The sequence below is a fragment of the Streptomyces sp. NBC_01320 genome (assembly GCF_035974375.1).
Classification (GTDB): domain Bacteria; phylum Actinomycetota; class Actinomycetes; order Streptomycetales; family Streptomycetaceae; genus Streptomyces; species Streptomyces yanii.
Genome location: NZ_CP108390.1, coordinates 11152456 through 11178115, shown reverse-complemented (window position 1 = coordinate 11178115; position 25660 = coordinate 11152456). Strand labels below are relative to the sequence as shown.

Here is a 25660-nt window from a genome sequence, read left to right as displayed (position 1 = left end):
ATGTCCTGGAGATCACTGCTGACGCAAGTTCCGCGGTCGCGACCGCCAGACGAGGAGTGCCCGATGCCGGAGCTTATAGACCACCTTGAGGGCCGGCTCGGGCGCATGGGCGGTGCCTGGCCTCCCCGCGACGGGGCGGCTGAAGGCAGTCCCCAGGTGGCGTGGTTCCGTGACGGCCAGCTGCCGCAGGTTCAGGCGTTTGCCACGATCGGACTGTTTCGGACGCCGTTGCGAGACCAGATGTCGGATCGTCACTATCACCTGGAGCTTCTGGCCTGCGACTACTTGAACGATGCTGAGGAATCCGGCCCCTTGCCGGATGTGTTGGAATTCGTAGCCGAGCGCATGGTACAGTACGGTCACGCAATCTTGCGCGGGGACGTGATCCCTCTGCCCATCCCCCTGCCTGGGGGAAGCAAGACAGCTCTCTATGTCGCTCTGCCGGTCTACTTCGACAACGATTTCTCCTTCGTGAAGATCGAGAACGGCAGTGACGTCGCGATCGTCTGGCTCGTCCCCATCACCTCAGCGGAAGCCGACTTCGTCTGCGCCAAGGGCTGGCAAGCCTTTGAGAAGGCGCTCGCTGAACAGGACCCGGACCTGGTCGACATCAACCGGGCGGGCCTCGACCTTTGACCGCTCTCGATGTTCGGACTTCGGTCGCATGCTGAGGAGTGCCGTGTACCTGTTCATCCGGTGGTGACCTGCTCGGCTCGTGCTCGGGTGCTGGCGAGGCGGTAGGAGTCGGTGCCGGTCTCGATGATGGTGCCGTTGAAGGTGAGGCGGTCGACGATGGCCGCGCAGAGACGTGGGTCGGTGAAGGTCTTGGTCCAGCCAACGAAGTACTCGTTCGAGGCGATGGCGTCGCTGTTCTTCTCCTCGCGTTCCGTCAGCACCTGGAAGAGGAGTTCGGCTCCGTGGCGGTCGAGTTCCATGTAGCCGAGCTCGTCAATCTATGCGGATATCGCCATGAAACGGCCTATGCCGAGACCGCGACTATGCCGATCTCTCACAGGGTGACGGTCTCTCATGTGAAAGCGGTCGTGTCGGTCTCTGCATAGTTCCCGCGCCGGGCAGCCCTTGATTGTGGGGGCAGGGGGCTCCCCGGAGGGGGCAGGGCCGTGGCGGGATCACGTAGGAAGGCCGGCGCTCTGGCACCGCAGGTTGAGGGCTACCGGGTCTGGCTGGCACAGCACGGGTATACGACGCAGACCGCCAGGAACATGCTGAAGGACCTGGGACACGTCGGTCAGTGGCTGTCTCAGCGGGAGCTTGGGGGCGCCGACCGCAGCGAAGAGAAGCTTGAGCTCTGCTTGTCCGACCGGCGGAAGGCCGGCCGTCGCCGGGTCTGTGGACTGCGCGGGATGATGCCGCTGCTGACGCATCTCCGCGAGGCGGGAGTGGTACCTGCCCCACTTGCGATGTTGTCGCCGCTGGACGTCCAGCTGGTGCAGTACCGGTCCTGGATAGTGCGCGAGCGGGGCCTGTCGGCGGCGACGATACTGCGCTACGAGAACACCGCTCGGCGTTTCCTGGCCGAGCAGGCGTTGTCTGACGGGGTGTTCGTGCCGAGTGGCTTGACCGGCTCGGACCTGAACGTTTTCCTGCTGCGGGAGTGCGCTCGTGTCTCGGCCGGCTCTGCGAAGGGGCGGGTGGCCGAGCTGCGGTCTCTGATGAGGTTCCTCCACCTGCACGGTGTCACGCCGTTCAGGCTCGGTGCAGCGGTGCCTCCGGTCGGCGGCTGGCGCCTGGCGACGGTCCCGCCGACGATGGCCGCGACCGAGGTGTAGCAGCTGCTGGACCACCGCACCCGCGAAGACGCCGTCGGCATCCGCGACCACGCGGTCGTCACGCTGGTGGCCTGGCTGGGACTGCGCTCGATCGAAGTGGCCCGGCTGCAACTGGACGACGTCGACTGGCGCTCGGGCGAAATCGTCGTCCGCGGCAAGGGCCGTCGGCAGGACCGGCTCCTGCTGCCGGTCGACGTCGGCGAAGCACTGGTCGCCTACCTCTCAGCCGCCCGGCCCCAACTGCGATCCCGTCACCTGTTCTTGACCTGCAGGGCCCCGCGCGGCCCGATCCGCGCAGACCTGGTGAGCGATGTCGTGAAACGGGCCTGCCTGCCAGGGCATGCCGTAGCCGGTGCGGGCCCACCCGCGGCATGCCCTGGCAGGCGAGATGTTGCGGCAGGGCGCCGGACTGACCGCGATCGGCCAGGTGCTTCGCCACCAGGACCTGGCCACGACCGCGCTCTACGCGAAGGTCGACTTCACTGCCCTGCGCGCGGTTGCGCAGTCCTGGCCCGGGACGGAGGCGGCATGACCACTCTGTGTCGGCGTACGGGCTGTAGTGCAGAGGTATGTACGGGCTGATGCGCAGAGCTTGAGACCGTGTCAGCTGACGGCGGTGACGCCGCCTTCGATGGCGGTGAGGCGGTTCTTCAGCCGGTAGCTGGCGCCGTTGATCGCGAGGATCTCGCAGTGGTGGAGGAGGCGGTCAATGATGGCGGTGGCCAGGACGTCGTCGCCGAAGACCTGCCCCCACTCGCTGAAACTTTTGTTCGATGTCAGCAAGGTGGAGCCCTTTTCGTAGCGCTTGGAGAGCATCTGGAAGACGAGGTTCGCCTCGTCACGCTCCAGCGGGAGGTATCCAACCTCGTCGACCACGAGGACGCCTGGCCGCAGGTAGGTGCGGAGTTTGCTGGCCAGGCGGCCGATGGAGTCGGCGGCTTTGAGCTGGCGGACCATGTCGTCGAGGGTGGTGAAGTAGATCGTGTAGCCGGCCCGGCAGGCGGCGACCGCCAGGGCGACCGCGAGGTGTGTTTTCCCTACTCCCGGCGGGCCCAGCAGAGCAACGTTGGCCTTGGCCTCGACGAACGCGAGGGTGGCCAGGTCCTTGACCTTCCTGGGGTCGAGTTCGGGCTGGTAGGAGAAGTCGTACTCCTCGATCGTCTTGTAGTGCGGCAGCCGGGAAAGCCGCAGGGCATGACGGAAGCGGCGCTCTTCATGGACGGCGAGTTCTTCTTCCAGGACGAGGTCGAGGAAGTCGAGGTAGGCCATCTGACTGGCATCGGCCCGGCCGACGTACTCGGCCAGCGACTGGGTCAGGTGAGGCAGGCCGAGCTTGGTGGCGGTGGTGCGGATCCGGGCGGTGACCAGCTCGCTCAACGCATGTCCTTGGGGTCGATGGGGGCGGGGGTGAAGGGGCGAGTGCCGGTGATCTGGTCGTAGAGCGCCAGCGGCCGGGTGCCGACGTGGACTTGTGCGGCCCGGGCCCGGGTCAGCAGGGAGACAAGCCCGCCGGGCTCGGTGTCCGTGCGGGCCGGCCTGGCTGCGGGGGTGCCGGGATCGGTGGTGGTGGCGCGGGTATGTCCGTCGGGCAGGCACTGCCAGTGGGCCTCGTCCACGATGCGGGCGCCGCGGCCGACCGCGCGTGGGTGGACAGCCAGCAGCGTGATGCCCTGCGCGTCGGGCACCGTGGAATGCAGTGCGACCGTGGCCGCCGACGCCCTGACCTCGACCAACTGCCGGTGGCGGACCTTGACGGCGGGCACCGAGTACAAGTTGGCGTCGAAAGCGACCAGGCAGTCCTTGGCCACGTGCCGCAGAAACCGGTCGGCGACAACGTAGGGGCGAGCGGGCACCGGCCGCAGCGCGGCATGATCCCGCCCGGCCCGCACGCCGATCACTTCGCCGTGGGTGCGGTGGGTGCGGGCCCGGCGCTGGGGGACCCAGGCCATGAACGCCCCGTCCAGATCGTCCAGGCCCGAGAAGGCCCGGCCGGCCAGCACATGATCACGGACGATGGTCACCTGACGCTCGACCCGGCCCTTGCCGGTGGGCCGGTAGGCGGCCAGTACGTCGATGTCGAAGTCGTAGTGCCCGGCGAACGCGACGGCCTCCGGATGCAAGGGGACCGCCTCGCCGGGTGCGACATGACGGCGGACCACGGTCTTGGTCCGGTCGTAGACGATCACCCCGGGCACCCCGCCGTAGTGCGCGAACGCCCGGCGGTGGCACTCCCAGAACGCCGCCAGGTTCTGGCTGGTGGTGAAGCAGCAGAACGGATCCCGAGAATAAGACAGGACCATGTGGAAGGAGTAGACCTTCGGGATCCCGACATGGGCCAGGATGCCGCCCTCATCGCCCCAGTCGACCTGGGCCTGGGCGCCGGGCACCACTTCGAAGCGGCGGTGCAGCCGGGCCAGCTCGCGCGGGGTGTATCCGAGCTCCTCCGCAATCCTGGGGCGGGCCTGCTGCACATACATCTTGACGCGCTGGTAGTGGTGCGGGAAGTCATACTGCTCGACGAGACGCTCATGGATCACCGCGGCCTTCAGCAGCACCTCGGCCCGCAGCCAGGCATCGATCACATGCGCCCACGGCTTGATCACCTGGTTGCCCAGATCCGACCGCGGCGCCGGAGCCGGAGGCTCAGGAGGCCCGTCGCTCTCCAGGTACTTCTTGACCGTCCGCCAGTTCAGGCCAGTCTCCCGGGCAATCTCCGAGATGCTCGCACCCGCCTCATGCAGAGCCCGGAAACGCCGCAGTTCCAGCCACCGCTCCGGTTCCAGCAACATCCGGCAGGCCCTCCTCGACGCTTCATACGGTCAGCGCCAGACTCCTCTCAGCACGCCAGACCCCACCCCGACACGCCGGTTTACCTCTGCAGATCAACCCGTACGCACCTCTGCACCAGAGCCCGTACGCCGACACTCTGCGTGAAGCTCTGGACGACTACCTGCGGCTCCACCACTCGCTCGGGCACAAGATGGCCGAGGCAGCCTGGCTGCTGCCGGACTTCGTCGCCTTCCTGGAAGACCGCGGGCAGAGCACCGTGACCATCGCCGCCGCGCTGGCCTGGGTGAAGAGCCGCGAGGGCGAGGTGGTGACGACGGTGAGCCCGCGGCGGGTCACCGCGGTCCGCGGATTCACCCGTCATCTGAGTGGCATCGACCCGGACACCGAGGTTCCGCCGCTGGGCCTGCTGCCCTACCGGCAGCGCTGGCGCCAGCCGTTCCTCTACTCCGACGCGGACATCGCCGCGGTGATGGCCGCCGCCGAGACGCTCGGACCGCCGCCGCGGTCGGCGACCTACCGCACGCTCATCGGGCTGCTGGCCGTGGCCGGTCTGCGGGTCGGCGAGGCGATCAACCTGGACCGCGACGACATCGACTGGAGCGAAGGCGTCCTGCGGATCCGCGAATCCAAGTTCGGCAAGTCCCGACTGGTCCCGCTGCAGCCCACCACCATCAACGCACTGCGCGAGTTCGACGCCCTGCGAGACGAGGTGGTGCCACAGCCGAAGGATCCCGCGTTCTTCATCTCCCGCACCGCCAGGCGTCTGCTCTACGCCGTCGCCTCCCCGACCTTCCGTCAACTGGTCGATGCCGCTCGGGTCGGCATCGATGCTCCCCACCCACCGCGGCTGCACGACCTCAGACACACCTTCGCCATCCGCACCCTGCTGACCTGGTATCGCACCGGCACCAACGTCCAGGCCAAGATCCCGTCCCTGTCGACCTACCTGGGACACCGCGAACCTGCCTCCACCTACTGGTATCTCTCCGCGGCCCCGGAACTGCTCGCCCTGGCCGCGGCCCGCCGCGAAGGCATCGGAAAGGCAGCCCGGCCATGACCTTGATCGCACCCACCCTGCAGGCGTTCTTCACCGACCGCTTCGCCCGCCAGCGCCAGGCCAGCACCCGCACCATCGCCGCCTACCGCGACGCCCTCCGACTTCTGCTCGCCTTCGTCCAGCAGCGAACCGGCACCACCCCGGCGAAGCTGGACTGGAACGACCTGAACGCGGACGTCATCTCCGCGTTCCTGAACCATCTGGAAGACGAGCGCGGCAACAGTACCCGGACCCGCAACGTCCGCCTGACCGCGATCCGGTCCCTGTTCTCCTACGCCGCACTCCAGCACCCCGAATACGCCCTGCTCATCCAGCGCGTCCTGGACATCCCGCCGAAGCGGTTCGACAAGAGGACCGTCACGTTCCTGACCGGCCCGGAGATCGACGCGCTGCCGGCCGCGCCGGATCCGAAACGCTGGGAAGGACGACGGGACAAGGCCATGCTGGCCCTGGCCGTCCAGACCGGCCTTCGCGTCTCCGAACTCACCAGCTTGAACTACGACGACATCACCCTTGGCGAGGGCGCCGCCGTCCGCTGCGAGGGCAAAGGGCGAAAACAGGGCACCGTCCTGCTCGACCGACCCGTCCAGAACCTGCTGGGCTCCTGGCTGAACGAGCGAGCCGGACACCGCGGCGACCCCGTGTTCTGCACCCGCACCGGGCGGCGCCTCAGTCGCGACGCCGACGCACAGCGTCTGAGCACCCACACCCAAGTGCCGCCCGAGCTTGCCCGTCCCTGCTGGACCAGAGCATCCACCCGCACGTCCTACGGCACAGTTGCGCCATGTCGCTGCTGCAGGCCGGCGTCGACACCACGGTCATCGCTCTCTGGCTCGGCCACGCCGGCGTCCGCTCCACCGACGCCTACGTCCACGCCGACATGACCATCAAAGAGAAAGCGCTCGCGCTGACCGCACCGGTGACCACCCGGCCGGGCCGCTACCAGCCCACGGACAAGATCCTCGCGTTCCTCGAGCGCCTGTAATGCCGCTGGCCACAGTCGCAGGAGCTGCGACACTCAAGGCGTGATGACACCCAGAGAGTTGCGCGAGGCATGCCCGGCGGGCGAGGGTCCATACGCCTGCCCCTGCTGCAAGCTCCCGACCCTGGACGCCCGCGTTGAGTGGGAGATCTGCCAGGAATGCGGATGGGAGGACGACGGCCAGGACGACTTGAACGCCGGTGAAGTATGGGGCGGTCCCAACGGATCGGAAAGCCTCACCGATGCGCGCCGCCGCTACGCGCCGCAAGGGCACCCGCGTCCTGGGACCGTTCAAACAGGGCGTGTTGATCCTGCGCTGGTCCCTGGACGGTGCCCGGCTGACTCAACTCGCCCGCGACAATTGGATCTCCGTCCCGACGGCCTACCGCTACCTCCATGAAGGGCTGACCGTGCTCGCCGACCACGCCCCGGATCTGTCCACCGCACTGGAGCGCGCGGCCGCGGCCGGCTTTACACACCTCAACCTCGACGGCACCGTCATCCGTACCGACCGCGTCACCGCCCCCGGCCCGAACAAGACCGACCTGTGGTGGTCGGGCAAGCACAAGCACCACGGCGGCAACGTCCAGGTCATTTCCGCACCCGACGGCTGGCCGCTCTGGCCACCTGCGCCCGTACCCACGGCCTGATCGCCGCCCTGAACCGGCTCGCCGACACCCTCGGCATCCCCACCCTGACCGACCTCGGCTACCAGAACGCCGGGGCCGGCCTCCGTCACCCGGTCAAAAAACCCAAGGACGGCAAACTCACCGATGACGCCAAGGCGTTCAACTCCGTCATCCGAGGCGTCCACGGCGTGGCCGAACGCGCCAACGCCCTGCTGGGGGTGACCTTCAAGGCTCTGCGCAGAGTCAGCCTCGCCCCCAGGCGATCACCCGGATCACCCGCGCCGCCCTCGTCCTGCTTCAGATGGAACACGGCCGCACCAGCTGAACGAAGATCACGAACCGTCACGAGACGTTACCGAGAAGGGCTCAATGACGCGGCCGTAGCGGGCGATGGTCTTGTTCAGCTGCTTCTCGTCGGCGGCCTCGACCAGCTCGTTCATCAGTTTCGTGGCGAGCGTGTAGCGGACGTGGTAGCCCTTCATGGCGGCCTCGGTGCCCAGGGCGATGAGCATGTGCGACTTGCCGGTGCCGGAGTCTCCGATCAGACAGAGCGGCTGGCTCTTCTTGATCCACTCGCAGCTGGCGACGGTGGCCGGGTCGATGGTGGGGTTGGCGTCGAAGCTCCGCAGGAACTTCCCCCGGGGGAAGCCGGCCGCCTTGATCCGATGCTCCGAGCGACAGCGGGCCCGGTCGTCGCACTCGGCCATCAGCAGCTCGGCGAGGAACCCGCGGTAACTCATCTGGTCCTCCAGCGCCCGCTCGGCGATGCCGGAGAACTCGTTGCGGATCAAGGGCGGCCGCAGCAGGCGGCAGGCACTGTCGATGGCGGGGCGGGCCGGGCGTGGGCCAGGCTGTGACGCCTGGCCCACGACGAGTACGGGGATCAGGGCGTGTCCGGGCGAGCGGTCGAGTACCGCTCGTTCGAGCGGGCGACGGGAACGCGAGACGCCGGACTCTTGTCAGCGGACGACGTCGAAGACCTGCTTCTGCAGGCCGTTGCTGTAGGCGTCGTGCTCGACCAGCTTCAGCTTCTGGGTGTCCTTGTCCGTGGTGCTGAACAGGCGCTTTCCGGCGCCGAGCAGCAGCGGGTAGACGAGCAGGTGGTAACGGTCGATCAGGCCGGCGTCCGACAGACTGTGGTTCAGGGAGGCGCTGCCGTGAACGATGATCGGGCCTCCGTCGGTCTCCTTCAGGGCGGCGACCTCGTCGAGCGAGCGCAGGATGGAGGTCTCGCCCCAGTTGGAGACCAGCTTGTCCTCGGTGAGGGTGGTGGAGACGACGTACTTCGGCATCGTCTTGTATTGGGCGAACTCCCCCATGTCCGGCCACACCGGGCTGAAGGCTTCGTAGCTGACCCGGCCCATCAGGATCGCAGTTGACTCCTGCTGCTCCCGCTCCTTGATCTGGAATGCCTCGGGAACGAACTCGACCTCCTTGAAGGTCCATCCGGAGTTGCGGTAGCCGGGCTCGCCGCCCGGAGCCTGCACGACGCCGTCGAGCGAGATGAAGGCGGTGCTGATCAGAGTGCGCATGGAAGATTTCCTTGGTGTCTCGGATGTGCGTGGTTTGACTGCTCGATGCGCGCTTCAGCCGCGTTCACGGCGAAAGCGTCCCGATGGTGAGGTGCCGAAGACCGCTACGGCGAGCGGCTGATCCGGCAGTCCTGGGAGCGGTACGTGTCCGGATGGCCCGACTGTGCGGCCGTGCGTCGGGGCACGCCTGCGAATGTCAGGCGAGGAGGCCGGTCAGCCACTGCTGCCAGGCACTCTCGGCGCCGTCCGTGTCCGGGCCGAAGAGGTGGTGGAACATCAGCGCCACGCCGGGGAAGTGGTGGAAGGTGTAGATCCCGTCGGCGGTGCGGACCTCGATGCGCTCGTCGTCCGACCAGGTCACTTCGCCGTCCAGCGGCGGCAGGCCGGCCGGCTCGGCGCGCCCACGGCGACCGAGTTCGGCAGCGACAGTGCACGAGTGAGGGCCGCCCGGACCTCCTGCGCCGGCTGCTCGCCCGACGGCGCCATGGCGAAGACAGGGAGTCCGGTACGTCCGGGAAAGTGCGCCAGGTACTCACGGAGCGTGTGAAGGTGGAACGGCCAGCCACGGCGCAGCGCGTCGTACTCGTCCTGCCAGTCGTCGCCGAGCACGCCGCTGTGGACGACGCGGAGCACGGTGCTGCCGCCGTCCCGTCCCTCGATCAGGTACTCGAAGGCCATGAACCGGCCGTCCTCGGCCGTGGCCGTGCGGGTGGCGAAGCGCTTGCCGGGTTCGTAGGCGGTGACCGCGGCCTCCTCCCGGTGGCCCCCTGTGTCCATGGCGACGACTCCGCCCTCGCGCGGTTCCACCTCGTTGCGCCCCATGAACCAGGAGTCGATCCCCGGTCCGGTGGCGATCGCGTTCCAGACCTGCTCCGGGCTCGTCGGCAGGGTCGTCTCCTGCTCGATCTCGAACGGGTGCGTCATCGTGGGTTCCCCTGTCCTGCTTCTGACTCGTTCTCGCGCGTCCCCGCCGCTTCTTGCTGCGGTTCGGCCTGGCTCTCCGGGGCGGCGGACCCCGAAGTGGGGATCTGATGGAGCCCGACGACCACCCGGTGGCTGCGGCCCCCGGGAGCGGACTCGTCGTGATAGCGGCCCACGAGGGCAGCCACGGTTTGGGCCAGTTCGGCGGTGAAGGCCATCCGGTCCGCCGCGGAGGCGAACCGCACCTCCGCGTCGATGCCGAAGGTGGCGACCCGCCGCCGGGCCCGGGAAGCACCGGTCAGCAGGGCGCCGACCTCCTGCACCAGCCGGGCCCCCAGCGCCAGCAGCCAGCGGGCGGAGAGCTGGTCCGGGGACCGGGAGGGATCCGGGCTGACGGCGGCCAGGGCACTGGGAGAGATCACGTAGGAGGCGGCGGTGGCGCGGTAAACCCGTTCGGTGACGTTGCCCTTGCGCCGCTCCTCTACGAGTTCGACCAGCCCGTGACGCTCCAGTTCCTTCAGGTGGTAGTTGACCTTCTGCCGGGGAAGTCCCAGGCGGGCGGCCAGCATGGCGGCCGAGCCGGGCTCGGCCAGGGCGGCGAGGATCCGGGACCGTATCGGGTCCAGGGACGCCTCGGCCGCGGCGGGTTCTTCGATCACAGCGACGTCCAGCACCGTTCCAGGATCAGACCGACAAAAAAATTTGTCAAGAAGGATTTTATTGTCGGCGTGTTGCCGTCGGCCCGGCCGTAACCGACCCGGGTCGGTTACGGCGGTCTGGAAAGCGCTCGCCGCGGACGCACCCGAGGCAGGGATGCCCCACCGTCGGCTGCCAACCCATGTCCGTTCCGGGCACGGTCGGCTCCCCACCGGAGGACGGGCGACAGGTATGGCAGCGAAGCAGCTCCCATGATGGCGATTCTCGAAAAAGGCCAGGCCTACTCGACGCCCCCTTCGGTCCGGCATTCAACGGAGTGGGGCGTTTCAATGAGTGTTGCGCCCGTTGTCGGCCGGGGCCGCCCGCTCGTGGAGTGTGCGAGCCGCGCCGACCGGTCAAAGGCGCTGGGAAGGGCGGGTAAGGTAGGGCCGCCATCTCCGCGTCGCCGATGGCGACTCCGCACGAATAGTCGTCGGTGTCCAGTTGGACCGTGGCAGGCCTCGGGAGCGAGACGGCGGGACCGCCCAGCGGAGTCATCACCGGGCGGTCGGGCCGAAGCGGCCGGGTCGGTCGAAGCGGCCGGAGAGCAGCGCGCCGTATCCGGCGGGGCGGGCAGGGACATCGAGGGTACGCAGCAGATGCCACAGCAGTGCCCGTTTGCCGGCCACCACCGGCAGACCGAGCAGGTCCTCGGTCCCGTCCCAGCTCCCCGCCCACGCGGATTCCGGCGCAGCTGAGCAGCACCCCGTCGTCCACCGACGGGTCGAGCGCGGCGGCCAGTTCGGTCCAGTGGCCCGGCTCGATCGCGGCCTGTTCGACGGGGGTCGCGCGCGGAATGCTTCGGTGGACGGCGACCTCGATGCCCCGCTCCTGCAGGAGCTTCCTTCGTTGCCCTACCCCTTGACCGCCCCCGAAGTGAGCCCCTGGACGATATGGCGGCTCGCGAAGGCAAAGAGGATCATCGTCGGGGCGATGGTGAGGACCGCCGCGGCGGACATGGAGCCCCAGTCGATGTTGAAGCTGGAGATGAAGCCGTTCAGCGCCGTGGGGACCGTCTTGCGGGCGTCGCCGTTCATCAGGGTCACCGACAGGAACAGTTCGTTCCAGCAGTTGACGAAGTTGAAGATGAAGGCGGCGACGATTCCGGGCCGCATCACAGGAAGGAGCACCCGGAACAGGGCCCCGAGGCGCGAGCAGCCGTCGATCATGGCGGCTTCCTCCAGCGCGTCCGGGATGTTCTCGAAGAATCCGCGGAGCATGACCGTGCAGAAGGGAATGCACACCGCGATATAGACGAGGGTGAGCCCGAACCGGCTGTCCACCAGGTTCAGTTCCGTCATCATCATGTAGAGCGGGCCGAGCGCGATGAACGACGGGATCATCTGCGTGACAAGGGCCGCCATCAGCACCGCACCCTTGCTGCGGAACTCGAAACGGGCCAGCACGTACGCCGACAGCATCGATATCGCGGTCGCCACCGTTCCGGCAGCCGTCGCGATGATCAGACTGTTGGTGAGATAGACCCCGAACTTCGCCTCACGGAAAAGCCCGGTGTAGTTCTCCAGGGAGAAATGCGTGGGCCAGTAGGAGATCGGGAAGGAGAAGATCGTCCCGGGGCTCTTGAAGGACGTGACGGTGATCCAGTACAGCGGGAACACCGTGACGGCCAGCCAGAGGGAGAGAAAGAGGATACGGACCGTGCGCCCTGCGGCGGACTCCTTCCCGATCACGAAGCTGTTCCTTTCGTCTTGCGCGTCCTCGGCTTACGGCCGGTGGCCTGCTTCCCGCCGGTGGCCTGCTTCCCGCCGGTGGTCGACCTTCCGCCGGTGGCCGACTTCTCGCGCGTGGCCGTCAGATGGAAGACCGAGAAGACCAGAAGCATCGCAACGACGATGAGGCCGATCGCCGACGCCTTTCCGTAGTCGCCCTGTTGGGTCACAGTGATCATCCACGTGGTCACGATGTGCGTCTCGTTGGACGGTCCGCCGCCGGTCATCGCGAAGATGAGGTCGGGGAAGTTGAAGATCCAGATGACGCGGAGCAGTACGGTCAGCGACAGGGTTCCCCGGATGGAGGGAATCGTGATCTGAAACAGCGTGCGGACCCTGCCCGCGCCGTCGATCTCGGCCGCTTCGTAGATTTCGTCCGGGATGGACTGGAGGGCGGCGAGGATCATGATGGCGAAGAACGTGACGCCGTACCAGATGTTGGCGATGAGTACGGCGACCATCGCTGTCTTCGGATCGGCGAGCCAGGGAATCGGCTCGCTGATCAGACCGGCCTTCTCCAACAGGTCGTTGATGACACCGAATTCACTGTTGAACATCCAGCGGAACAGGATGCCGATCAGGAATCCGGAAATGGCCCACGGGAAGAAGATCAACGCCTGGTAGAGCCCGCGGAAACGAAACCGGCGGCGCAGCCACAGCGCGATGGCGAACCCGATGACGAACTGCGGCACGATCGATCCCACGACCCAGATCCCGGTATTACTCAGGACCGTGCCGAACACCGGGTCGGTGAAGATCTCCCGGAAGTTCTTCAGCCCCACCCAGGAGGTGTCGGTGAGGTCGTTCAGGTTCCAGTTCCGGAAGGCCATCTGACTGCCCGCGATCATCGGGTAGTAGATGAACACCGCGACGAACAGGGCGGCCGGGGCCATGAAGGCGGCGACGGTCAGCCCTTGACGGCCGGTGAAGACGGGGCGGCGTGGGCGGGGGGCCGCCGGGACGGAGGTGGAAGTGGCGGAGAAGCCGCGCCCGCCGGCCCCGGGACGGAGGCCCGTACCGGCATCCGGGCGGGCCCCGACTGCGGCGTCCGTACTCCAGATGGTGGGCGTGGGCGTCCCGCCCGCCTCCCCCTCCGGCCGCGCGGAGGGGGACGCCACCGGCTCCTTCACTGACTCTTCCACTTGGCGGTCCAGTAGGAGTCCCAGCCGGTGAGGAGCTGCTCGGGCGTCATCTTGCCGAGCAGTACCTTCTGGATGTCGGCGTCCGACTTCTGGATCCATTCGGTCCACCAGGAAGAGTCACGCGGCTGCGTGACGGTGATGTACGCGTCCGGGTTCTCCGTCATCTTCACGTAGCTCGCCCAGGCGCCGGTCTTGTAGTACGCGTCGCCGGCGGCGCTCTTCAGAATGGGCACCAGGCTGTTCTTCTTGTCGAACGTGGTGGCCGCGTCGCCCTCGGCGAGGAACTTGATCAGCTTGGTGGCCTCCGCCTTGTGTTTGCTGCCCGCGGCGATCCCCCAGCCCGCGGTCGCCACCGGCTGGACGGCCTTGCCGCTGGGCCCGGTGAGCAGCGGCGCCGTGGTCCACTGCTGCTGGCTGATCGCCTTCGACTCGCCGAGCGTCGCGATGACTTCCGGGTCCTGGAGGAGGAACGCCGTCGAGCCGTTGGAGAAGCCCTCGACCATCTCCGGGTAGCCCCAGGCGACGGACGATGGCGGCGACGCCTTCTTGAACAGGGCGAAGTACGTCCTGAGTGCGGTGAGCGCTTCCGGCGCCGAGAAGATCGTCCTGCCGTCGGTGAGTTTGAAGCCGTTGTCGCGGTCGATCTTGTCGGCGACATACGCCTCGATGACGGCCACGGCGTTGCTGTTGGCGTTCGTCCCGCCCCGGAACGCGTACCCGTACTGGCGCTTGCCCGGGTTCTGGATCGCGGTGGCCTGCTCAAGGAGGTCGTCCCAGCTCGCGGGCGGGTTCTCGAAGCCGGCCCCGGTGACCAGATCGCTGCGGTAGAAGAGGCTGAGTCCGTAGAAGCCGTACGGAATGTAGTACGTGCGGCCCTTGGCGTCCTTGGCGTACTTGACGGTGTTGTCCGTCAGCTCGCCCCAGCCGGCCCAGCCCTTCAGGTCCTTGCTCATGTCGTACAGCCAGCGGTTGGTCGACCACGGCCCCGACGTGATGTCCCGGACCTCCAAGGTGTCGATCCCGCTGCCGGACTGGAGCATCTGCTGGATCTTCTGGTCCGCCTGATCGGTGGGCGGCGAGATCAGATCGACCTTGATCTTGGGGTTCTGCTTCTCGAACTCCCCTATGAGGTCCTTCAGGACCGCGGTACGGGTGGGATTGGTGAGGCTCTCGACCATGTGCAGGGTGACGGTGCCGTCAGCGGCGGTGCCTCCTCCCACGGCACAGCCCGACAGCACGAGAGCGGCGGCGAGACAGAGCGCCGTGGCGGTCTTTCTTCTGCTCAACACTGTTGTCCTCCCAGTTCCAGGGGATCGGTGACGGTGATGTAGGACAGGGATCTGCGGGGGTCACTGGGACATGGCCTGCGGGGCGCGGGCCCAGTCGACGAGGACGGGAACACAACGCTCGACGAAGTCCTCGAAGTCGGCGGCGGTGTTGTAGACGTGCGTCGACAGGCGGAAGTACCCGGCGCCGCCGAAACTCGTGAACGCGGCCTCGACACCCAGTTCTGCGGCAACCCGGTCGCGCAACGCGTCGGCCGCGGCGTGGGTCGTGCCCAGACCGTCGGGGAGCCGTACAAGGCGCAGCGCGTTGACCGGCATGCCGACGTCCACGGCGGCGCCGACGCCGGTGGCCTCGGCGAAGGCGTCACCGATGAGGCGTTCGGCGTAGTCCGCGAGTTCCGTCATGTATGTACGGGCCGTGTCCCAGCCCCAGACGCCGTCGATGAAGTCGAGAGCGGTCGGGGCCGCGAGATAGCTCGTCGCGTCGATGGTGCCCTGGGTGTCGAAGCGGTGCGGGAACGGTTCCTCGGCGCCCCAGGAGTCGATCAGCGGGTAGAACGCGTCCCGCAGCGGTCCCCGGGCGACGAGGGCCGACGTACCGCGAGGCGCGCAGCCGAACTTGTGCAGGTTCCCGATCCACGCGTCGCAGTCCAGGCCCGCGAGCGGGTCCTCGGCAAGGCCAGGCACGTGCGCGCCATCGACCAGGAGCGGAATGCCGCGCTCCCGCGCCAGCGCGCCGATCCGCTCCACCGGCATCCAGCGGGCGGTGGCCGAGGTGATGTGGTCCAGGACGATCAGCCCGGTGGCGCCGGTGAGTTGGGCGGCCACGGCCTCGTACGCCTCGTCCTCGCCGGCGTCGAGCGGGACCCGCGCGGTCCGGACGGTGCCGCCCCAGCGGCGTGCAAGACGGCGGGCGCCCATGGTCACCGCGCCGTAACCGTGGTCGGTCACGACGATCTCGCCGCCGGGCCTCGCCGGGACGTTCGCGTAGACCACGCTCGCGCCACCGCTCGCGTTGGGCACGAGGGCGAGGTCGTTGGCTGGGACCCGCAGGAACGCAGCGATCTCCGTCCGCGCCGCCGCCACGCGTGCCGGGAGGGCCGGGAACCAGGTGCCGGGCGAGCGGTCCATCTCCTCGCGCAGCCGGCCCTGCTCCCGCTGCGCGACGAGCGGGACCGCCCCGAACGACCCGTGGTTGAGGTGCTGGTGCGCGGCCAGCAGCGACCACGCCTCGATCGCCGGCCGGCCGTCGGCCAGCAGCAGGGGGCGGGGCGCCGTGGTGACACAGGTCTCGCTCAGGTGGTTCAAGATCTCCCCTTGGCCTCGTCGACCCGGCGGACGCCACGGTCGACACATCGGACAGTCACAGAAAGAGGTCGGATGACTTGCGGCGCATCCTGACACTGAGCTCGGGAAAGAACAAGGTTGTTCACGAATTGGCTACCTGAGACCAGCGAGGTCATCAGATGACTTGGGGAGGAATCGTGGAAGAGATCCAATGAGTCTGTAGGATCGGCAGCACATTCGACCGTGGGCGGTTCCATCGGACCGCCGCCGTCGATGTCTTGGGAGGGGAAGCGATGTCCGCAGTCGACCAGGCGTTCCACGGCCTGCGCCGCATGATCGCCGACGGGCGTCTCGTCGCCGGGCAGCGCATCCCGCCCGAGAGTGACCTCTGCGAGGAACTCGGCGTCTCGCGCGGCTCGTTGCGCGAGGGGATCCGTATGCTCGCGGCGCTCGGCGTGATCGAACCACGCCATGGCTCCGGTACGTACGTCTCGCAGCTCCGGCCCGAGGACATCGTCGGCAGCCTCTCGCTCACCGTCGACCTGCTGCCGCTGACCGGGCTCCTGGAGATGTACGAGATACGGCGCGTCCTGGAGTCGCACGCGGCGGCGCAGGCGGCGGCGCGGATCACGCCCGAGTCGCTGAGTACGATCTTCGCGTACCTGGAGGCGATGGAGGCCACCGAAGATCCGGACCGGGTCTCGGCGCTCGACCAGGACTTCCACGCGGAGATCGCCCGCGTCGGCGGCAACCCGACCCTCAAGTCCCTCCTGGGAGTCTTCCGCGCCCGCTCCCGCACGTACCAGGTCTTCACCCTGCCCGAGGGCCCCCGCATCAAGCGCTCCAGCGACGAGGACCACCGAGCGATCGCGACGGCGATCGCGAACAGGGACCCAGTGGCGGCGGCGGCCGCGGCGTCCGCGCATGTGGCGCATACGGAGAGGTGGCTGCACGCCTTCCTGCCGCGGGCACCGGAACCGGCCCCTGAAGCACCGGCGAACCCTGGGGTGGGCGCCTGACCTCGGGGTCCGCTCGTGCTTCGCCATTCTCGCGCGGCCTTGCCATTGCTGTGACCGGCAATGTTCGCCCGAGGAGCGTCTTCCAGTGCGTGCGATCGCAAGGCCGCCGGAAACTCTTGTAGCGGAGCCACCTCCAGGGCAAGCCGAACCAGCGGTACTCGGCCCCGATGTGCACGGACAGCGGCTCGCGCTCAGGAACCGAGGCCGCGGTGCCCGCCGAAACCAGTGATCTTCAGTCCCCAGGCACCGTCACGAGATCGACACCACCTGGTCCTGGCAGCTCGCCGTGGACGCGGCGATGGCCCCACAGCCGACCGGAAAACCGCCGTGCCGTCCGACTCCGAAAGGCCGGTCAAACGGTACGGTTCGCGGCGGTGGCGTACTCCCAGAGCCGGTCGGCCGCCTCGGGGTCGAGGGCGTGGGCGGCCACGCCTCCGGGGAGGTCCTCGTCGCCCTGGACGACCCGCGCCTCCTGGTTGTCCTCGAAGCAGCGGCCGGTGACGCCGTGAAGCAGGGGTGAGGCGGCCAGCAGGGGAGGAATCACGAGTTCGGCCTTCTTCGTCACTGGAGCCTCGCGCGGTCTGGGGCGGGCGATCGTCGACGAGGCCCTCACGGCCGGGCACCGCGTCGTTGCCGCCGCGCCAGTGCGCTCGACGACCTGGTCGCCAGGTACGGCGACCGCGTCCACGTCAAGCCCCTCGACGTCACCGACGCAGCCGCGGCGCAGGCCGCCGTGGAGAACGGGTACGCCGCCTTCGGCCGCCTCGACGCCAGCGTCAACAACGCCGGCCAGGGCAATCGGGTCGCGCTCGAAGACACCACCCTGAAGGTGTTCCGACGCCAGGTGGAGACCAACTTCGTCGGCACGGTCTACGTGACCAAGGCCGCCGTACCGCTGCTGCGCCGGCAAGGCGGCGGGCGGATCATCCAGATCTCCTCCTGGGCGGCCGGATCGGCGGCCCGGGGATGACTGCCTACCAGTCCGCGAAGTGGGCCGGGCTGGCCCGTCGCGAAGCCCAACCGGCATAGCGAGAAGCCACCCCGCTCACGGGGTGGAGGAGTCACGGAGACACCGCCGATCAGCGCACCCCGCCATGGCCGGAAACTTCACAGAGCTGTGGAGCACTCCCGAGAGCCCAGAATCACGATCCGCTCGATTCGAGCGCGAACACACTTGATTCAAGCATGGTGATCCGGCATTGTGCTTGAAACAAGCGCATTACTTGCCGGTCACGCAGGAGAGAGAGGTGCCTCATGGACGACATCGACCAGGCCATCCTGCGGGAGCTGCAGGTCGACGGTCGCATCCCCTACGCCGATCTGGGACCGAAGGTAGGGCTGTCGCCCTCGGCCGCGAGGCTCCGGCTGCAGCGACTGATCGACAGCAAAGCGGTCCAGGTCGTCGGAGTGACCGACCCGATGACCATGGGCCAGCAAACGATGGCGCTCCTGGGCCTGCACATCGACGGCGACCCCCGGGCGGTGGCCGATGAACTGTCCCGACACGACGAAGTCGTGTACACGGTCCTGACGGCCGGCGGCTTCGACCTGTTCGCGGAAGTCGTGTGCAGTCAGCCTCGTGATCTTCTGGACTTCATCAACGACGTCGTACGGCCCGTCGAGGGTGTCGCATCCGTGGAGAACTTCCCCTACTTCGCGATTCACACCCACCGCTTCTTGTGGCACGTCGACTGAGGCATCGGAGCGTCCCAGCCCAGCCTGCCCGCACCAGCCGAGGAACCCTGCATGCTGCACAACGAGTACCGCACGATCGACTTCTTCACCGAAGACGCACTTCCCGCACCACAGGTGACACCGGCCGAGGCAGAGCGCATCGCCACCGAGCACCTTGGCATCACCGCTCGCGCGCAGGCGCTGGGCAGCCAGCAGGACGTCAACTTCCTGCTGCACGCCGACGACGGGACGCCCGTGGCGATTCTGAAGATCGCCAACCCCGCCTTCGGCGCCATGGAGATCGAAGCCCAGGACACCGCCGCCGACCTGATCGCCTCTGCGCACCCGGAACTGCGCATCGCCACCGTCCTGCGCCGCCCTGACGGCTCCCCGCGTCGCACGACGGTGGAGACCAAGAGCGGGCCGGCCGTCGCGCGGCTGCTGCGCTATCTACCCGGTGGCCCGCTGTCGGGACCCCGGCACCTTTCACCGACCACGGTGGCGGCCATGGGCACGGTCGCCGCGAAGGTCAGCACCGCCCTGCGCGACTTCCGGCACCCGGGCCTCGAGCGCGTTCTCCAGTGGGACCTGCAGCACGCCGACCGTGTTGTCGCCAAGCTCGCAGAGCACATCGACGAGCCCGACCGGCGCACCGCCGTCCAGGCCGCGACCGCCGAGGCCTGGGCACGCGTCCAGAGGGTTGCCGCCGTGCTGCCGTCGCAGCCCGTACACCTGGACCTCACCGACGACAATCTGATCCGCTGCCCCGACGGCCGCCTGACCATGCCCGACGGCGTCATCGACTTCGGCGACCTGACCACGAGCTGGGCGGTCGGCGAACTCGCCGTATCGCTCTCCTCGATGCTCCACCACGACGGCGTCGAGCCCCATCACGTGCTGCCCGCCATCCGCGCCTTCCACGCCGTTCGGCCGCTCTCCCAGGAGGAGGCGGAGGCGTTGTGGCCGCTGGTGGTCCTGCGCGCCGCCGTCCTGGTCGCCAGCGGGCGGCACCAGGCCGCCGTCGACGAGGACAACGCCTATGCCAAGGCCGCGCTCGACCGCGAGTGGCACATATTCGAGCAGGCCACCCACCTGCCCCTGCCGGTGATGATCCACCTCGTCAAGGACGCGACCGGCCTGGCCGACGTGCCCGCTCAGGCCAATTCGCCGGTGCACCCTCTCCTGCGGTACCTCGCCGCCGACGACATCACCCTCGTCGACCTGTCCACCGGCGCCGACTCCATGGACCACGGAGCCTGGCTCGAAGCCGGCATCGAGGACCGGCTGGCGGCCACCGCACTCACGGGCGGAGCGGTCGCGGTCGCCACCCCGTACGCCCGTACACGGCTTACTCAGGCGTCCGCCTTGGCAGCCGTCTCCCCCGCCACCGTGCCCACCGGCATCGACATGTGGCTCGGCCCGGCCACCGTGGTGCAGGCCCCCACCGCGGGGAAGGTCCTCGCCGCGGCACCGGGCCGTGTGGAGATCACCTACGGCCCGCGGGTGCTGACGCTGTCCTTCGGCACGGTCCACCCGATGGTCATCACCGGTGCAACGGTCCAGGCGGGCGAAGAAGTCGCCCACCTCTCCTCCGGAACCTCTTTCCACATCGCGCTGCGCGACGCCGACAGCCCTGCCGTCCCTCCCCTGGTCCGCCCCGAGTACGCCGCCGGCTGGCTCGCGCTCACCGCCGACCCCGCCCCGCTCCTCGGCCTCCCGGCCACCGGCCATACGCCGCAGAGGGAGGACCTGCTCGACCGGCGTGACGCCGTATTCGCGACCGTGCAGGAGCACTACTACGCCAGCCCTCCCCGTATCGAGCGTGGTTGGCGCCACCATCTCCTCTCCACCGACGGCCGCTCGTACCTCGACATCGTCAACAACGTCTCCCCGTTGGGCCACGCCCACCCCCGCGTCGAACAGGCGGTCTCCCGGCAGCTGCGGCGGCTCAACACCAACTCGCGCTTCCACTACGCCTCGGTGGTGGAGTTCACCGAACGCCTCGCCGCCCTCCTTCCCGACCCTCTGGACACGGTGTTCCTCGTCAACTCCGGTTCCGAGGCGGTGGATCTGGGCCTCCGACTGGCCATCGGCGCCTCCGGCCGACACGACGTCGTCGCACTGCGCGAGGCGTACCACGGCTGGACGTACGCCTCCGACGCAGTCTCCACCTCACTCCAAGACAACCCGAACGCCCTCGCCACCCGCCCGAACTGGGTCCACACAGTGGACTCGCCCAACTCCTACCGCGGCCGGCACCGCGGGGCGGATGCCGTGCGCTACGGGCCCGAGGCAGTCGCCGTGATCGACGAGCTGGCCGCTGCCGGCCACCCGGCAGGAGCGTTCATCGGCGAGACCTTCTACGGCAACGCCGGAGGAGTCGCCCTTCCCGACGGCTATCTCGCCGACGTATACGCGGCGGTACGGCGTCACGGCGGCCTGGCCGTCGCCGATGAGGTCCAGGTCGGGTACGGCCGCCTGGGACACTGGTTCTGGGGCTTCGAGCAGCAGCAGGTCGTCCCCGACATCGTCTGTGTCGCCAAGGCCATGGGCAACGGACACCCCCTCGGCGCCGTCATCACTTCCAAGTCGGTCGCAGACCGGTACCGCGACCAGGGCTACTTCTTCTCCTCCACCGGCGGCAGCCCGGTCTCCAGCGTCGTGGGCCTCACCGTCCTGGACACCCTGCGTGACGAGGACCTCCAAGGCAATGCGGTACGCGTCGGCGGCCACCTGAAGCGCCGGCTCGAGGCACTGGCCGACCGCTACGGCATCATCGGCGCCGCCCACGGCTCGGGCCTCTACCTCGGCCTCGAACTCGTCCGGGACCGCGTCAGCCTGGAACCCGCCACAGAAGAGACCGCCGAACTCTGCGACCGCATGCTCGACCTCGGCGTCATCGTCCAGCCCACCGGGGACCACCTCAACATCCTCAAGATCAAGCCACCGTTGTGCATCGACACCACCGCAGCCGACTTCTTCGTCGACACGCTGGACCACGCCCTCACCCAACTCGGCCACTCCCACTGACGTCGGAGGCGCGCGCAGACGCCGCCCTCCTGCTTGAACGGACCGCATACGAAGCGAGATGGCGTCTCCAGTGTGCACGCAAGCCCTTACGCCAACTTCGAGAGCAGTTCCTGACCCCCGGGAATCAACGCCTGGGCCGATGCCAATCCAGCTCGGTCAGGAGCATTTTCGACAAACGCAAGGTCGAGCTCGGCAACTGCGCTCGCCCCTACGGATCACCCTGCCAGCACGAGCATGCCCGCTTCTCTGAACTACGCACGCGGCATGACTCCTGGGGCGGCGTTCAGCGCTGCCAGAGGAACGCGGCCTCGCTGCAGGGCTGGCAGTTGAAGAGATAACCGCGGCCCCCGCCGCCGAAGTTCCCGGAGGTGGCGAAGTCGTAACCCTCCTCCAGCTCGGCCGTGAACGTCATACGGGTGGCGCACAAGGGACAGTCCGGAGTCTCATCATCCTGGATCCAGTCAGGCTCACCGCCCAGCCGTCCGAGGACCGGCTCCTCCGTGGGTTTGTCAGCAGGATGAAGGCGCAGAGCGGTGACCGCGCCGAGAAGCGTCTCGCCGTCGGCCGGGACAGCGGCCGGAGTGAGCTCACCGGAGAACAGGTAGGCACGGTTGGCGCCGGCAGTGGCGTCCCAGTCGTCGCACATCCCGGGATCGTTCTGGCAGAAGAACACCGCGACCACGCCGATGTCGAGGGGTAGATGGGCGAGGAACTGCATGACCCCAGCGCACTCGCGGCACCTCGGCCAGGTCGTGATGTAGTGCTCACGCCGCTCGACCAGTTCTTCTCCCGGGCGACGGTCAGCAGCAGCGCCGGTCCGGGCAGGTCGATCTGCTGGTCGTATCCCTTCGTCCAAAAGGACGCCGGGATCTGCAGGAAGCGCTCCTCCTCGGACTCCCCACGGGGCCGGTCGTACGCCTTGCCGCTGCCGTCCTCTCGCAGCAGAGTCACAATGATCTTGGCGCCGGTGCGGGCGCAGGTGATCAGCTTGCGCTTCTGGATCCGAAGCAGGGCGCACCAGGCACTGGTGCGGGCCGCCTGGTCGGTCGCGGCGTCCTGGATGTCGATGAGCCGGGCCCACACCGTGCTGTCGTGGGTGGGTGACCAGCCGTCAACACCGCTGCTGCAGGCCATCACGATATGTCGGCTCGCGGGAACCTTCTCCTTCAATGCGCCCGATGCTAGCGAAACGGGAGATCACGGCAGCTGCGGAACTCTCGTGGCAGGCCGTCTCGCCGGACAGCTCAGCGGTGAGCGTGCGCTGCTGCGCGCTGACGTTGCCCGGGGCCCCGTTCCGTCAGCGGGAAAGGCCCGTGGCGCCGTTCGATGAGGGCTCCGGGTCGATCCGTATCGTCGCGGCGTGTGCCGCGGGGCTCGCGGCGAGGGGGCCGGCCACCTGTCCGTACTTGTTCCGGTAGGCGGCGTCGATCTCGGAGGCGGGCCTGGTGTCACGGGTTTCCAGGAGGACGTCGCGGGTGACGGCCCCCACCCGGATCTGTCCGTGGCTATGCTTCTGCGCCGCCTGGTACCAGCGGGACCGGACCCCTCGGTAGGCCCGGACATACAGCTCGCCGCAAACCAGGACCATACCGATCTCCACGCCGGGGGGACCGACGTCCCCGGCGGTCAGGACGAGGGATTCGGACCCGGTGAGAAGGACGAGATCTTCGGGTGTCCAGGTCGTCATCGCGTCAGGTCTTCCGTCCGGTCGGTGCTCTGTTGCCGGGTAGTCCATGAGGTGAGGATGCGCAGGGCGTCGTGGGAGGGGCTTCCGGATTCGGCGCTCAGGATCATCAGGCGCTGCCCCGAGCCGTCGGGGCTGCTCCAGGTGTCGCAGTCGAGGGTGAGGTCGCCCACCAGGTGGTGGCGGTAGTGCTTGGTGCCGTAACTGGCGCTGTTGACACGGTGTTCGGCCCACCAGGTGCGGAAGTCGGGTTCCTGGAGGCACAGTTCACCGACGAGCTGGGCGAGGTCGGGATCGTCGGGGTCGGCCGCGGCCTCCATGCGCAGCGCGGCGACGGCTTCCCGGGCGTCGTGGGCCCAGTCCTGGTGCAGCTGCCGGACCACCGGGTTCGTGAACAGCAGCCGCATGTAGTTGCGCCGGTGGGCCGGGATGGCGGCGAAGTCGGTGTAGAGGGCTACGGCGGCGGAATTCCAGGCCAGGATGTCCAGGCGTTTGCCAAGGACGAGCGCGGGGGTTTCGGTGAGCTGGTCGAGCAGACGTCGCATGGCGGGGCGCAGGCGTTGGACGGGTCGGCGGCGGCGTGGGTGGGCGTCGGTTCGGCCGGCGAGTTCGTAGAGGTATTTCTGCTGGTCGTCGTCGAGGCGCAGGGCGCGGGCCAGAGTGGTGAGCACGGGTACGGATGCCCGGACGCGGCCCTGTTCCAGTCGTGTGTAGTAGTCCACGCTGATGGCGGCGAGCTGGGCGACCTCCTCGCGGCGCAGTCCGGCGACTTTGCGGGCGGAGTCCGTCTCGGGAAGGCCGCACTCCCGCGGTGTCAGCTGGGCCCGGCGGGCCTTGAGGAAGGCGCCCAGCGCCCGGGAGTCGGAGTCTGAAGTCATGCTCTCCAGTGTCATTGCGCCGCGAGGACCACGGCACATGTTTGAGGGGTCACGTTCTTTCCCAGGCAGAAACCTGGCTCTCCCGCTCGTGCGGAGACTGACGGAACGTGGATGTGTGCCCAGCAGGGTGCGGGCCCCGGGTCCGCCGCGCGGGTGCGTGACGACACGTCATCACCGTCTTACGGAGAATCCCTCGTGGCCCAGACCACCGTCAGCTTCGACAGCGCCGGCATCCCGCTCGCCGGCCACCTCTACACCCCCGACACGCCGGCGTCGGGTCCGCGGCCGGCACTCGTGGTCGGTCACCCCGGCACCAGCGTGAAGGAACAGACCTCCGGCAAGTACGCGCAGCTGATGGCCGAGCGCGGTTTCGTCGCCCTCGCCTTCGACGCCACCTACCAGGGCGAGTCCGGCGGCCTGCCGCGGGGCCTGGAGGACCCCGCCCAGCGGGTGGAGGACTTCAAGGCCGCCGTCTCCTACCTCACCACCCTCGACGAGGTCGACGCCGACCGCATCGGCCTGCTGGGCATCTGCGCCTCCGGCAGCTACTCGCTGGCCGCCACCGGCGGCGACCACCGCGTCAAAGCCGTGTCCACCGCCGAGCCCGCCCGCCAGTTCCGTCTCGGCGCCGACGGCACCCAGGATCCGGCCGTCTTCCAGGCCCTGCTGCACGCCGCCGCACGCGGCGAGGACCCCGGCACGATGACCATGTTCCCGGAGACCGCCGAGCAGGCCCGCGCGCTCGGCGGCCGGCACGGCGTCGAAGGCTTCGAGTACTACTGCACCCCGCGCGGCCGGCACGACCGCTCCGCGAAGACCCTCGCCTGGGAGAGCATCGACAGGATGGCCTTCCACGACGCCTTCTTCGCCGTCCCGCTGATCGGCCCCCGCCCCATCCTCCAGATCATCGGCGAACGCGCCGTCACCGCCTGGATGGCCGTCGAAGCCCACCAGCGCGCCACCGGCCCCAAGGAGATCCACTGGATCAAGAGCGCCAGCCACGTCGACCTCTACGACAAGAAGAAGTACATCGACCCCGCCATCGACAAGCTCACCGGCTTCTACACCACCCACCTCACCACCGACTGATGAGCACTCCGCGACGGGCAAGGGCCTCGAGGATGTTGTCGGCCATCTGAAGACAGTCCTCGGCGGGGCGACGAGCACCGGCAACCGCGTCGAAAACACAGTGGCGGGACTGTCGTCGAGCGATCCGGCCGTCTCTCCGACGAGGGTCGGGTTGTGTAGGCGGGCGATGCCGAGCATGGCGTGATGGACGCCATCGCCTTTGAGACGGCAGTCGCGGAGGATCTTCCAGGTCTTCATTCGGGCGAAAGCGTGCTCAACGCGGGCTCGGATCCGCTTGTGCCGTTGTCAGCGATCCCCGACGGCATGATATCGGCAGGCTGGACGAGGGGTCCCCCATTCGGCCCGCAGTGGTTGCTGGTGCGCGTAGTTGGAGGTGGGCTGTCAGTACGCCTGGCGATAGTCGCGGGCGCCAAGAGGGCGGGGCCCCTACCGAACATGCAGGGG

General features: G+C 68.3%; 25 protein-coding genes and 7 pseudogenes. 14 read left to right on the top strand and 18 right to left on the bottom strand.

Annotated features, from left to right (window positions below):
• Positions 1-63: 63 nt before the first annotated feature.
• Positions 64-636 carry a suppressor of fused domain protein gene (locus OG395_RS51360; protein WP_327249033.1) on the top strand — a complete coding sequence of 191 codons (573 nt, stop codon included), beginning with the start codon at positions 64-66 and terminating at the stop codon, positions 634-636.
• 53 nt (positions 637-689) lie between these two features.
• Here the strand turns inward: OG395_RS51360 and OG395_RS51355 are convergent.
• Positions 690-953: pseudogene (locus OG395_RS51355) on the bottom strand (ATP-binding protein); the annotation flags it as partial.
• A 168-nt stretch (positions 954-1121) separates the two neighbouring features.
• Between OG395_RS51355 and OG395_RS51350 the strand changes: the two are divergent.
• From OG395_RS51350 to OG395_RS51345, 3 genes and pseudogenes are all read left to right on the top strand, one after another.
• Positions 1122-1790: a hypothetical protein gene (locus OG395_RS51350; RefSeq protein ID WP_327249032.1), complete on the top strand. Its 669-nt coding sequence runs from the start codon at positions 1122-1124 to the stop codon at positions 1788-1790.
• A 3-nt stretch (positions 1791-1793) separates the two neighbouring features.
• Positions 1794-2108, top strand: a pseudogene (locus OG395_RS58815) (tyrosine-type recombinase/integrase); the annotation flags it as partial.
• A gap of 34 nt (positions 2109-2142) precedes the next feature.
• Positions 2143-2322, top strand: coding sequence for an integrase (locus OG395_RS51345; protein ID WP_327249031.1), 180 nt, complete (start codon positions 2143-2145; stop codon positions 2320-2322).
• Between the two features lie 71 nt (positions 2323-2393).
• On the opposite strand, the gene istB is transcribed toward OG395_RS51345, so the two are convergent.
• On the bottom strand, positions 2394-3167 hold the full coding sequence (istB, locus tag OG395_RS51340) for an IS21-like element helper ATPase IstB (RefSeq protein WP_327242966.1): 774 nt from the start codon (positions 3165-3167) through the stop codon (positions 2394-2396).
• Complete coding sequence (istA, locus tag OG395_RS51335) at positions 3164-4579, bottom strand: IS21 family transposase (protein WP_327242964.1); 1416 nt, start codon at positions 4577-4579, stop codon at positions 3164-3166. Before istA ends, istB begins: the two co-directional genes overlap by 4 nt.
• 191 nt (positions 4580-4770) lie before the next feature.
• On the opposite strand from istA, the gene OG395_RS51330 reads away from it, so the two are divergent.
• From OG395_RS51330 to OG395_RS51315, 5 genes and pseudogenes are all read left to right on the top strand, one after another.
• On the top strand, positions 4771-5637 hold the full coding sequence (locus OG395_RS51330; protein WP_327249030.1) for a tyrosine-type recombinase/integrase: 867 nt from the start codon (positions 4771-4773) through the stop codon (positions 5635-5637).
• Positions 5634-6521: a tyrosine-type recombinase/integrase gene (locus OG395_RS51325; protein WP_327249029.1), complete on the top strand. Its 888-nt coding sequence runs from the start codon at positions 5634-5636 to the stop codon at positions 6519-6521. Before OG395_RS51330 ends, OG395_RS51325 begins: the two co-directional genes overlap by 4 nt.
• A complete protein-coding gene (locus tag OG395_RS58810; protein ID WP_376341233.1) occupies positions 6428-6622 on the top strand; it encodes a hypothetical protein in 195 nt (64 codons plus the stop codon). Before OG395_RS51325 ends, OG395_RS58810 begins: the two co-directional genes overlap by 94 nt.
• Positions 6623-6665: 43 nt before the next feature.
• A pseudogene (locus OG395_RS51320) lies at positions 6666-6839 on the top strand (CPCC family cysteine-rich protein); the annotation flags it as partial.
• A pseudogene (locus OG395_RS51315) lies at positions 6820-7573 on the top strand (transposase family protein). The pseudogenes OG395_RS51320 and OG395_RS51315, both read left to right, overlap by 20 nt.
• Before the next feature lie 46 nt (positions 7574-7619).
• On the opposite strand, the pseudogene OG395_RS51310 reads toward OG395_RS51315, so the two are convergent.
• From OG395_RS51310 to OG395_RS51265, 10 genes and pseudogenes are all read right to left on the bottom strand, one after another.
• A pseudogene (locus OG395_RS51310) lies at positions 7620-8117 on the bottom strand (ATP-binding protein); the annotation flags it as partial.
• Between the two features lie 90 nt (positions 8118-8207).
• Positions 8208-8780: a dihydrofolate reductase family protein gene (locus OG395_RS51305; RefSeq protein ID WP_327249028.1), complete on the bottom strand. Its 573-nt coding sequence runs from the start codon at positions 8778-8780 to the stop codon at positions 8208-8210.
• Between the two features lie 196 nt (positions 8781-8976).
• Entirely contained in the window at positions 8977-9141 is a 165-nt protein-coding gene (locus OG395_RS51300) for a hypothetical protein (RefSeq protein ID WP_327249027.1), read from the bottom strand.
• Complete coding sequence (locus OG395_RS51295) at positions 9138-9704, bottom strand: SRPBCC family protein (RefSeq protein ID WP_327249026.1); 567 nt, start codon at positions 9702-9704, stop codon at positions 9138-9140. Before OG395_RS51295 ends, OG395_RS51300 begins: the two co-directional genes overlap by 4 nt.
• Positions 9701-10375 carry a helix-turn-helix domain-containing protein gene (locus OG395_RS51290; RefSeq protein ID WP_327249025.1) on the bottom strand — a complete coding sequence of 225 codons (675 nt, stop codon included), beginning with the start codon at positions 10373-10375 and terminating at the stop codon, positions 9701-9703. The genes OG395_RS51295 and OG395_RS51290 overlap by 4 nt, the downstream gene beginning before the upstream one ends.
• A gap of 519 nt (positions 10376-10894) precedes the next feature.
• Complete coding sequence (locus tag OG395_RS51285) at positions 10895-11029, bottom strand: hypothetical protein (protein WP_327249024.1); 135 nt, start codon at positions 11027-11029, stop codon at positions 10895-10897.
• A 222-nt stretch (positions 11030-11251) separates the two neighbouring features.
• On the bottom strand, positions 11252-12088 hold the full coding sequence (locus tag OG395_RS51280) for a carbohydrate ABC transporter permease (RefSeq protein WP_266989779.1): 837 nt from the start codon (positions 12086-12088) through the stop codon (positions 11252-11254).
• Positions 12085-13245, bottom strand: a complete 1161-nt coding sequence (locus tag OG395_RS51275) for a carbohydrate ABC transporter permease (protein ID WP_327249023.1) — start codon at positions 13243-13245, stop codon at positions 12085-12087. The genes OG395_RS51280 and OG395_RS51275 overlap by 4 nt, the downstream gene beginning before the upstream one ends.
• A gap of 8 nt (positions 13246-13253) precedes the next feature.
• Positions 13254-14555, bottom strand: a complete 1302-nt coding sequence (locus OG395_RS51270) for an ABC transporter substrate-binding protein (protein WP_327249022.1) — start codon at positions 14553-14555, stop codon at positions 13254-13256.
• Between the two features lie 63 nt (positions 14556-14618).
• Positions 14619-15854 (bottom strand): aminotransferase class V-fold PLP-dependent enzyme, encoded by a 1236-nt coding sequence (locus OG395_RS51265; RefSeq protein ID WP_327249720.1) that lies wholly within the window; start codon positions 15852-15854, stop codon positions 14619-14621.
• A 281-nt stretch (positions 15855-16135) separates the two neighbouring features.
• On the opposite strand from OG395_RS51265, the gene OG395_RS51260 reads away from it, so the two are divergent.
• Positions 16136-16861 (top strand): FadR/GntR family transcriptional regulator, encoded by a 726-nt coding sequence (locus OG395_RS51260; protein WP_327249021.1) that lies wholly within the window; start codon positions 16136-16138, stop codon positions 16859-16861.
• A gap of 352 nt (positions 16862-17213) precedes the next feature.
• Here the strand turns inward: OG395_RS51260 and OG395_RS51255 are convergent.
• A pseudogene (locus OG395_RS51255) lies at positions 17214-17393 on the bottom strand (SDR family NAD(P)-dependent oxidoreductase); the annotation flags it as partial.
• A gap of 126 nt (positions 17394-17519) precedes the next feature.
• Between OG395_RS51255 and OG395_RS51250 the strand changes: the two are divergent.
• From OG395_RS51250 to OG395_RS51240, 3 genes are all read left to right on the top strand, one after another.
• Positions 17520-17831 (top strand): SDR family NAD(P)-dependent oxidoreductase, encoded by a 312-nt coding sequence (locus OG395_RS51250; protein WP_327249719.1) that lies wholly within the window; start codon positions 17520-17522, stop codon positions 17829-17831.
• A gap of 284 nt (positions 17832-18115) precedes the next feature.
• Entirely contained in the window at positions 18116-18556 is a 441-nt protein-coding gene (locus OG395_RS51245) for an Lrp/AsnC family transcriptional regulator (protein WP_327249020.1), read from the top strand.
• Positions 18557-18607: 51 nt separating this feature from the next.
• Positions 18608-21565 carry an aminotransferase gene (locus tag OG395_RS51240; protein ID WP_327249019.1) on the top strand — a complete coding sequence of 986 codons (2958 nt, stop codon included), beginning with the start codon at positions 18608-18610 and terminating at the stop codon, positions 21563-21565.
• 283 nt (positions 21566-21848) lie between these two features.
• On the opposite strand, the gene OG395_RS51235 is transcribed toward OG395_RS51240, so the two are convergent.
• The 3 genes from OG395_RS51235 to OG395_RS51225 form a co-directional block, all read right to left on the bottom strand.
• Positions 21849-22283, bottom strand: coding sequence for a hypothetical protein (locus tag OG395_RS51235; protein ID WP_327249018.1), 435 nt, complete (start codon positions 22281-22283; stop codon positions 21849-21851).
• Between the two features lie 579 nt (positions 22284-22862).
• Positions 22863-23252 carry a DUF2255 family protein gene (locus OG395_RS51230; protein WP_327249017.1) on the bottom strand — a complete coding sequence of 130 codons (390 nt, stop codon included), beginning with the start codon at positions 23250-23252 and terminating at the stop codon, positions 22863-22865.
• A complete protein-coding gene (locus OG395_RS51225; RefSeq protein ID WP_327249016.1) occupies positions 23249-24127 on the bottom strand; it encodes a helix-turn-helix domain-containing protein in 879 nt (292 codons plus the stop codon). The genes OG395_RS51230 and OG395_RS51225 overlap by 4 nt, the downstream gene beginning before the upstream one ends.
• A gap of 195 nt (positions 24128-24322) precedes the next feature.
• On the opposite strand from OG395_RS51225, the gene OG395_RS51220 reads away from it, so the two are divergent.
• The gene (locus tag OG395_RS51220; RefSeq protein WP_327249015.1) at positions 24323-25216 is read left to right on the top strand and encodes an alpha/beta hydrolase; all 894 of its coding nucleotides are present in this window, start codon (positions 24323-24325) and stop codon (positions 25214-25216) included.
• Between the two features lie 135 nt (positions 25217-25351).
• Here the strand turns inward: OG395_RS51220 and OG395_RS51215 are convergent.
• Positions 25352-25495: pseudogene (locus OG395_RS51215) on the bottom strand (transposase); the annotation flags it as partial.
• Between the last annotated feature and the right edge of the window lie 165 nt (positions 25496-25660).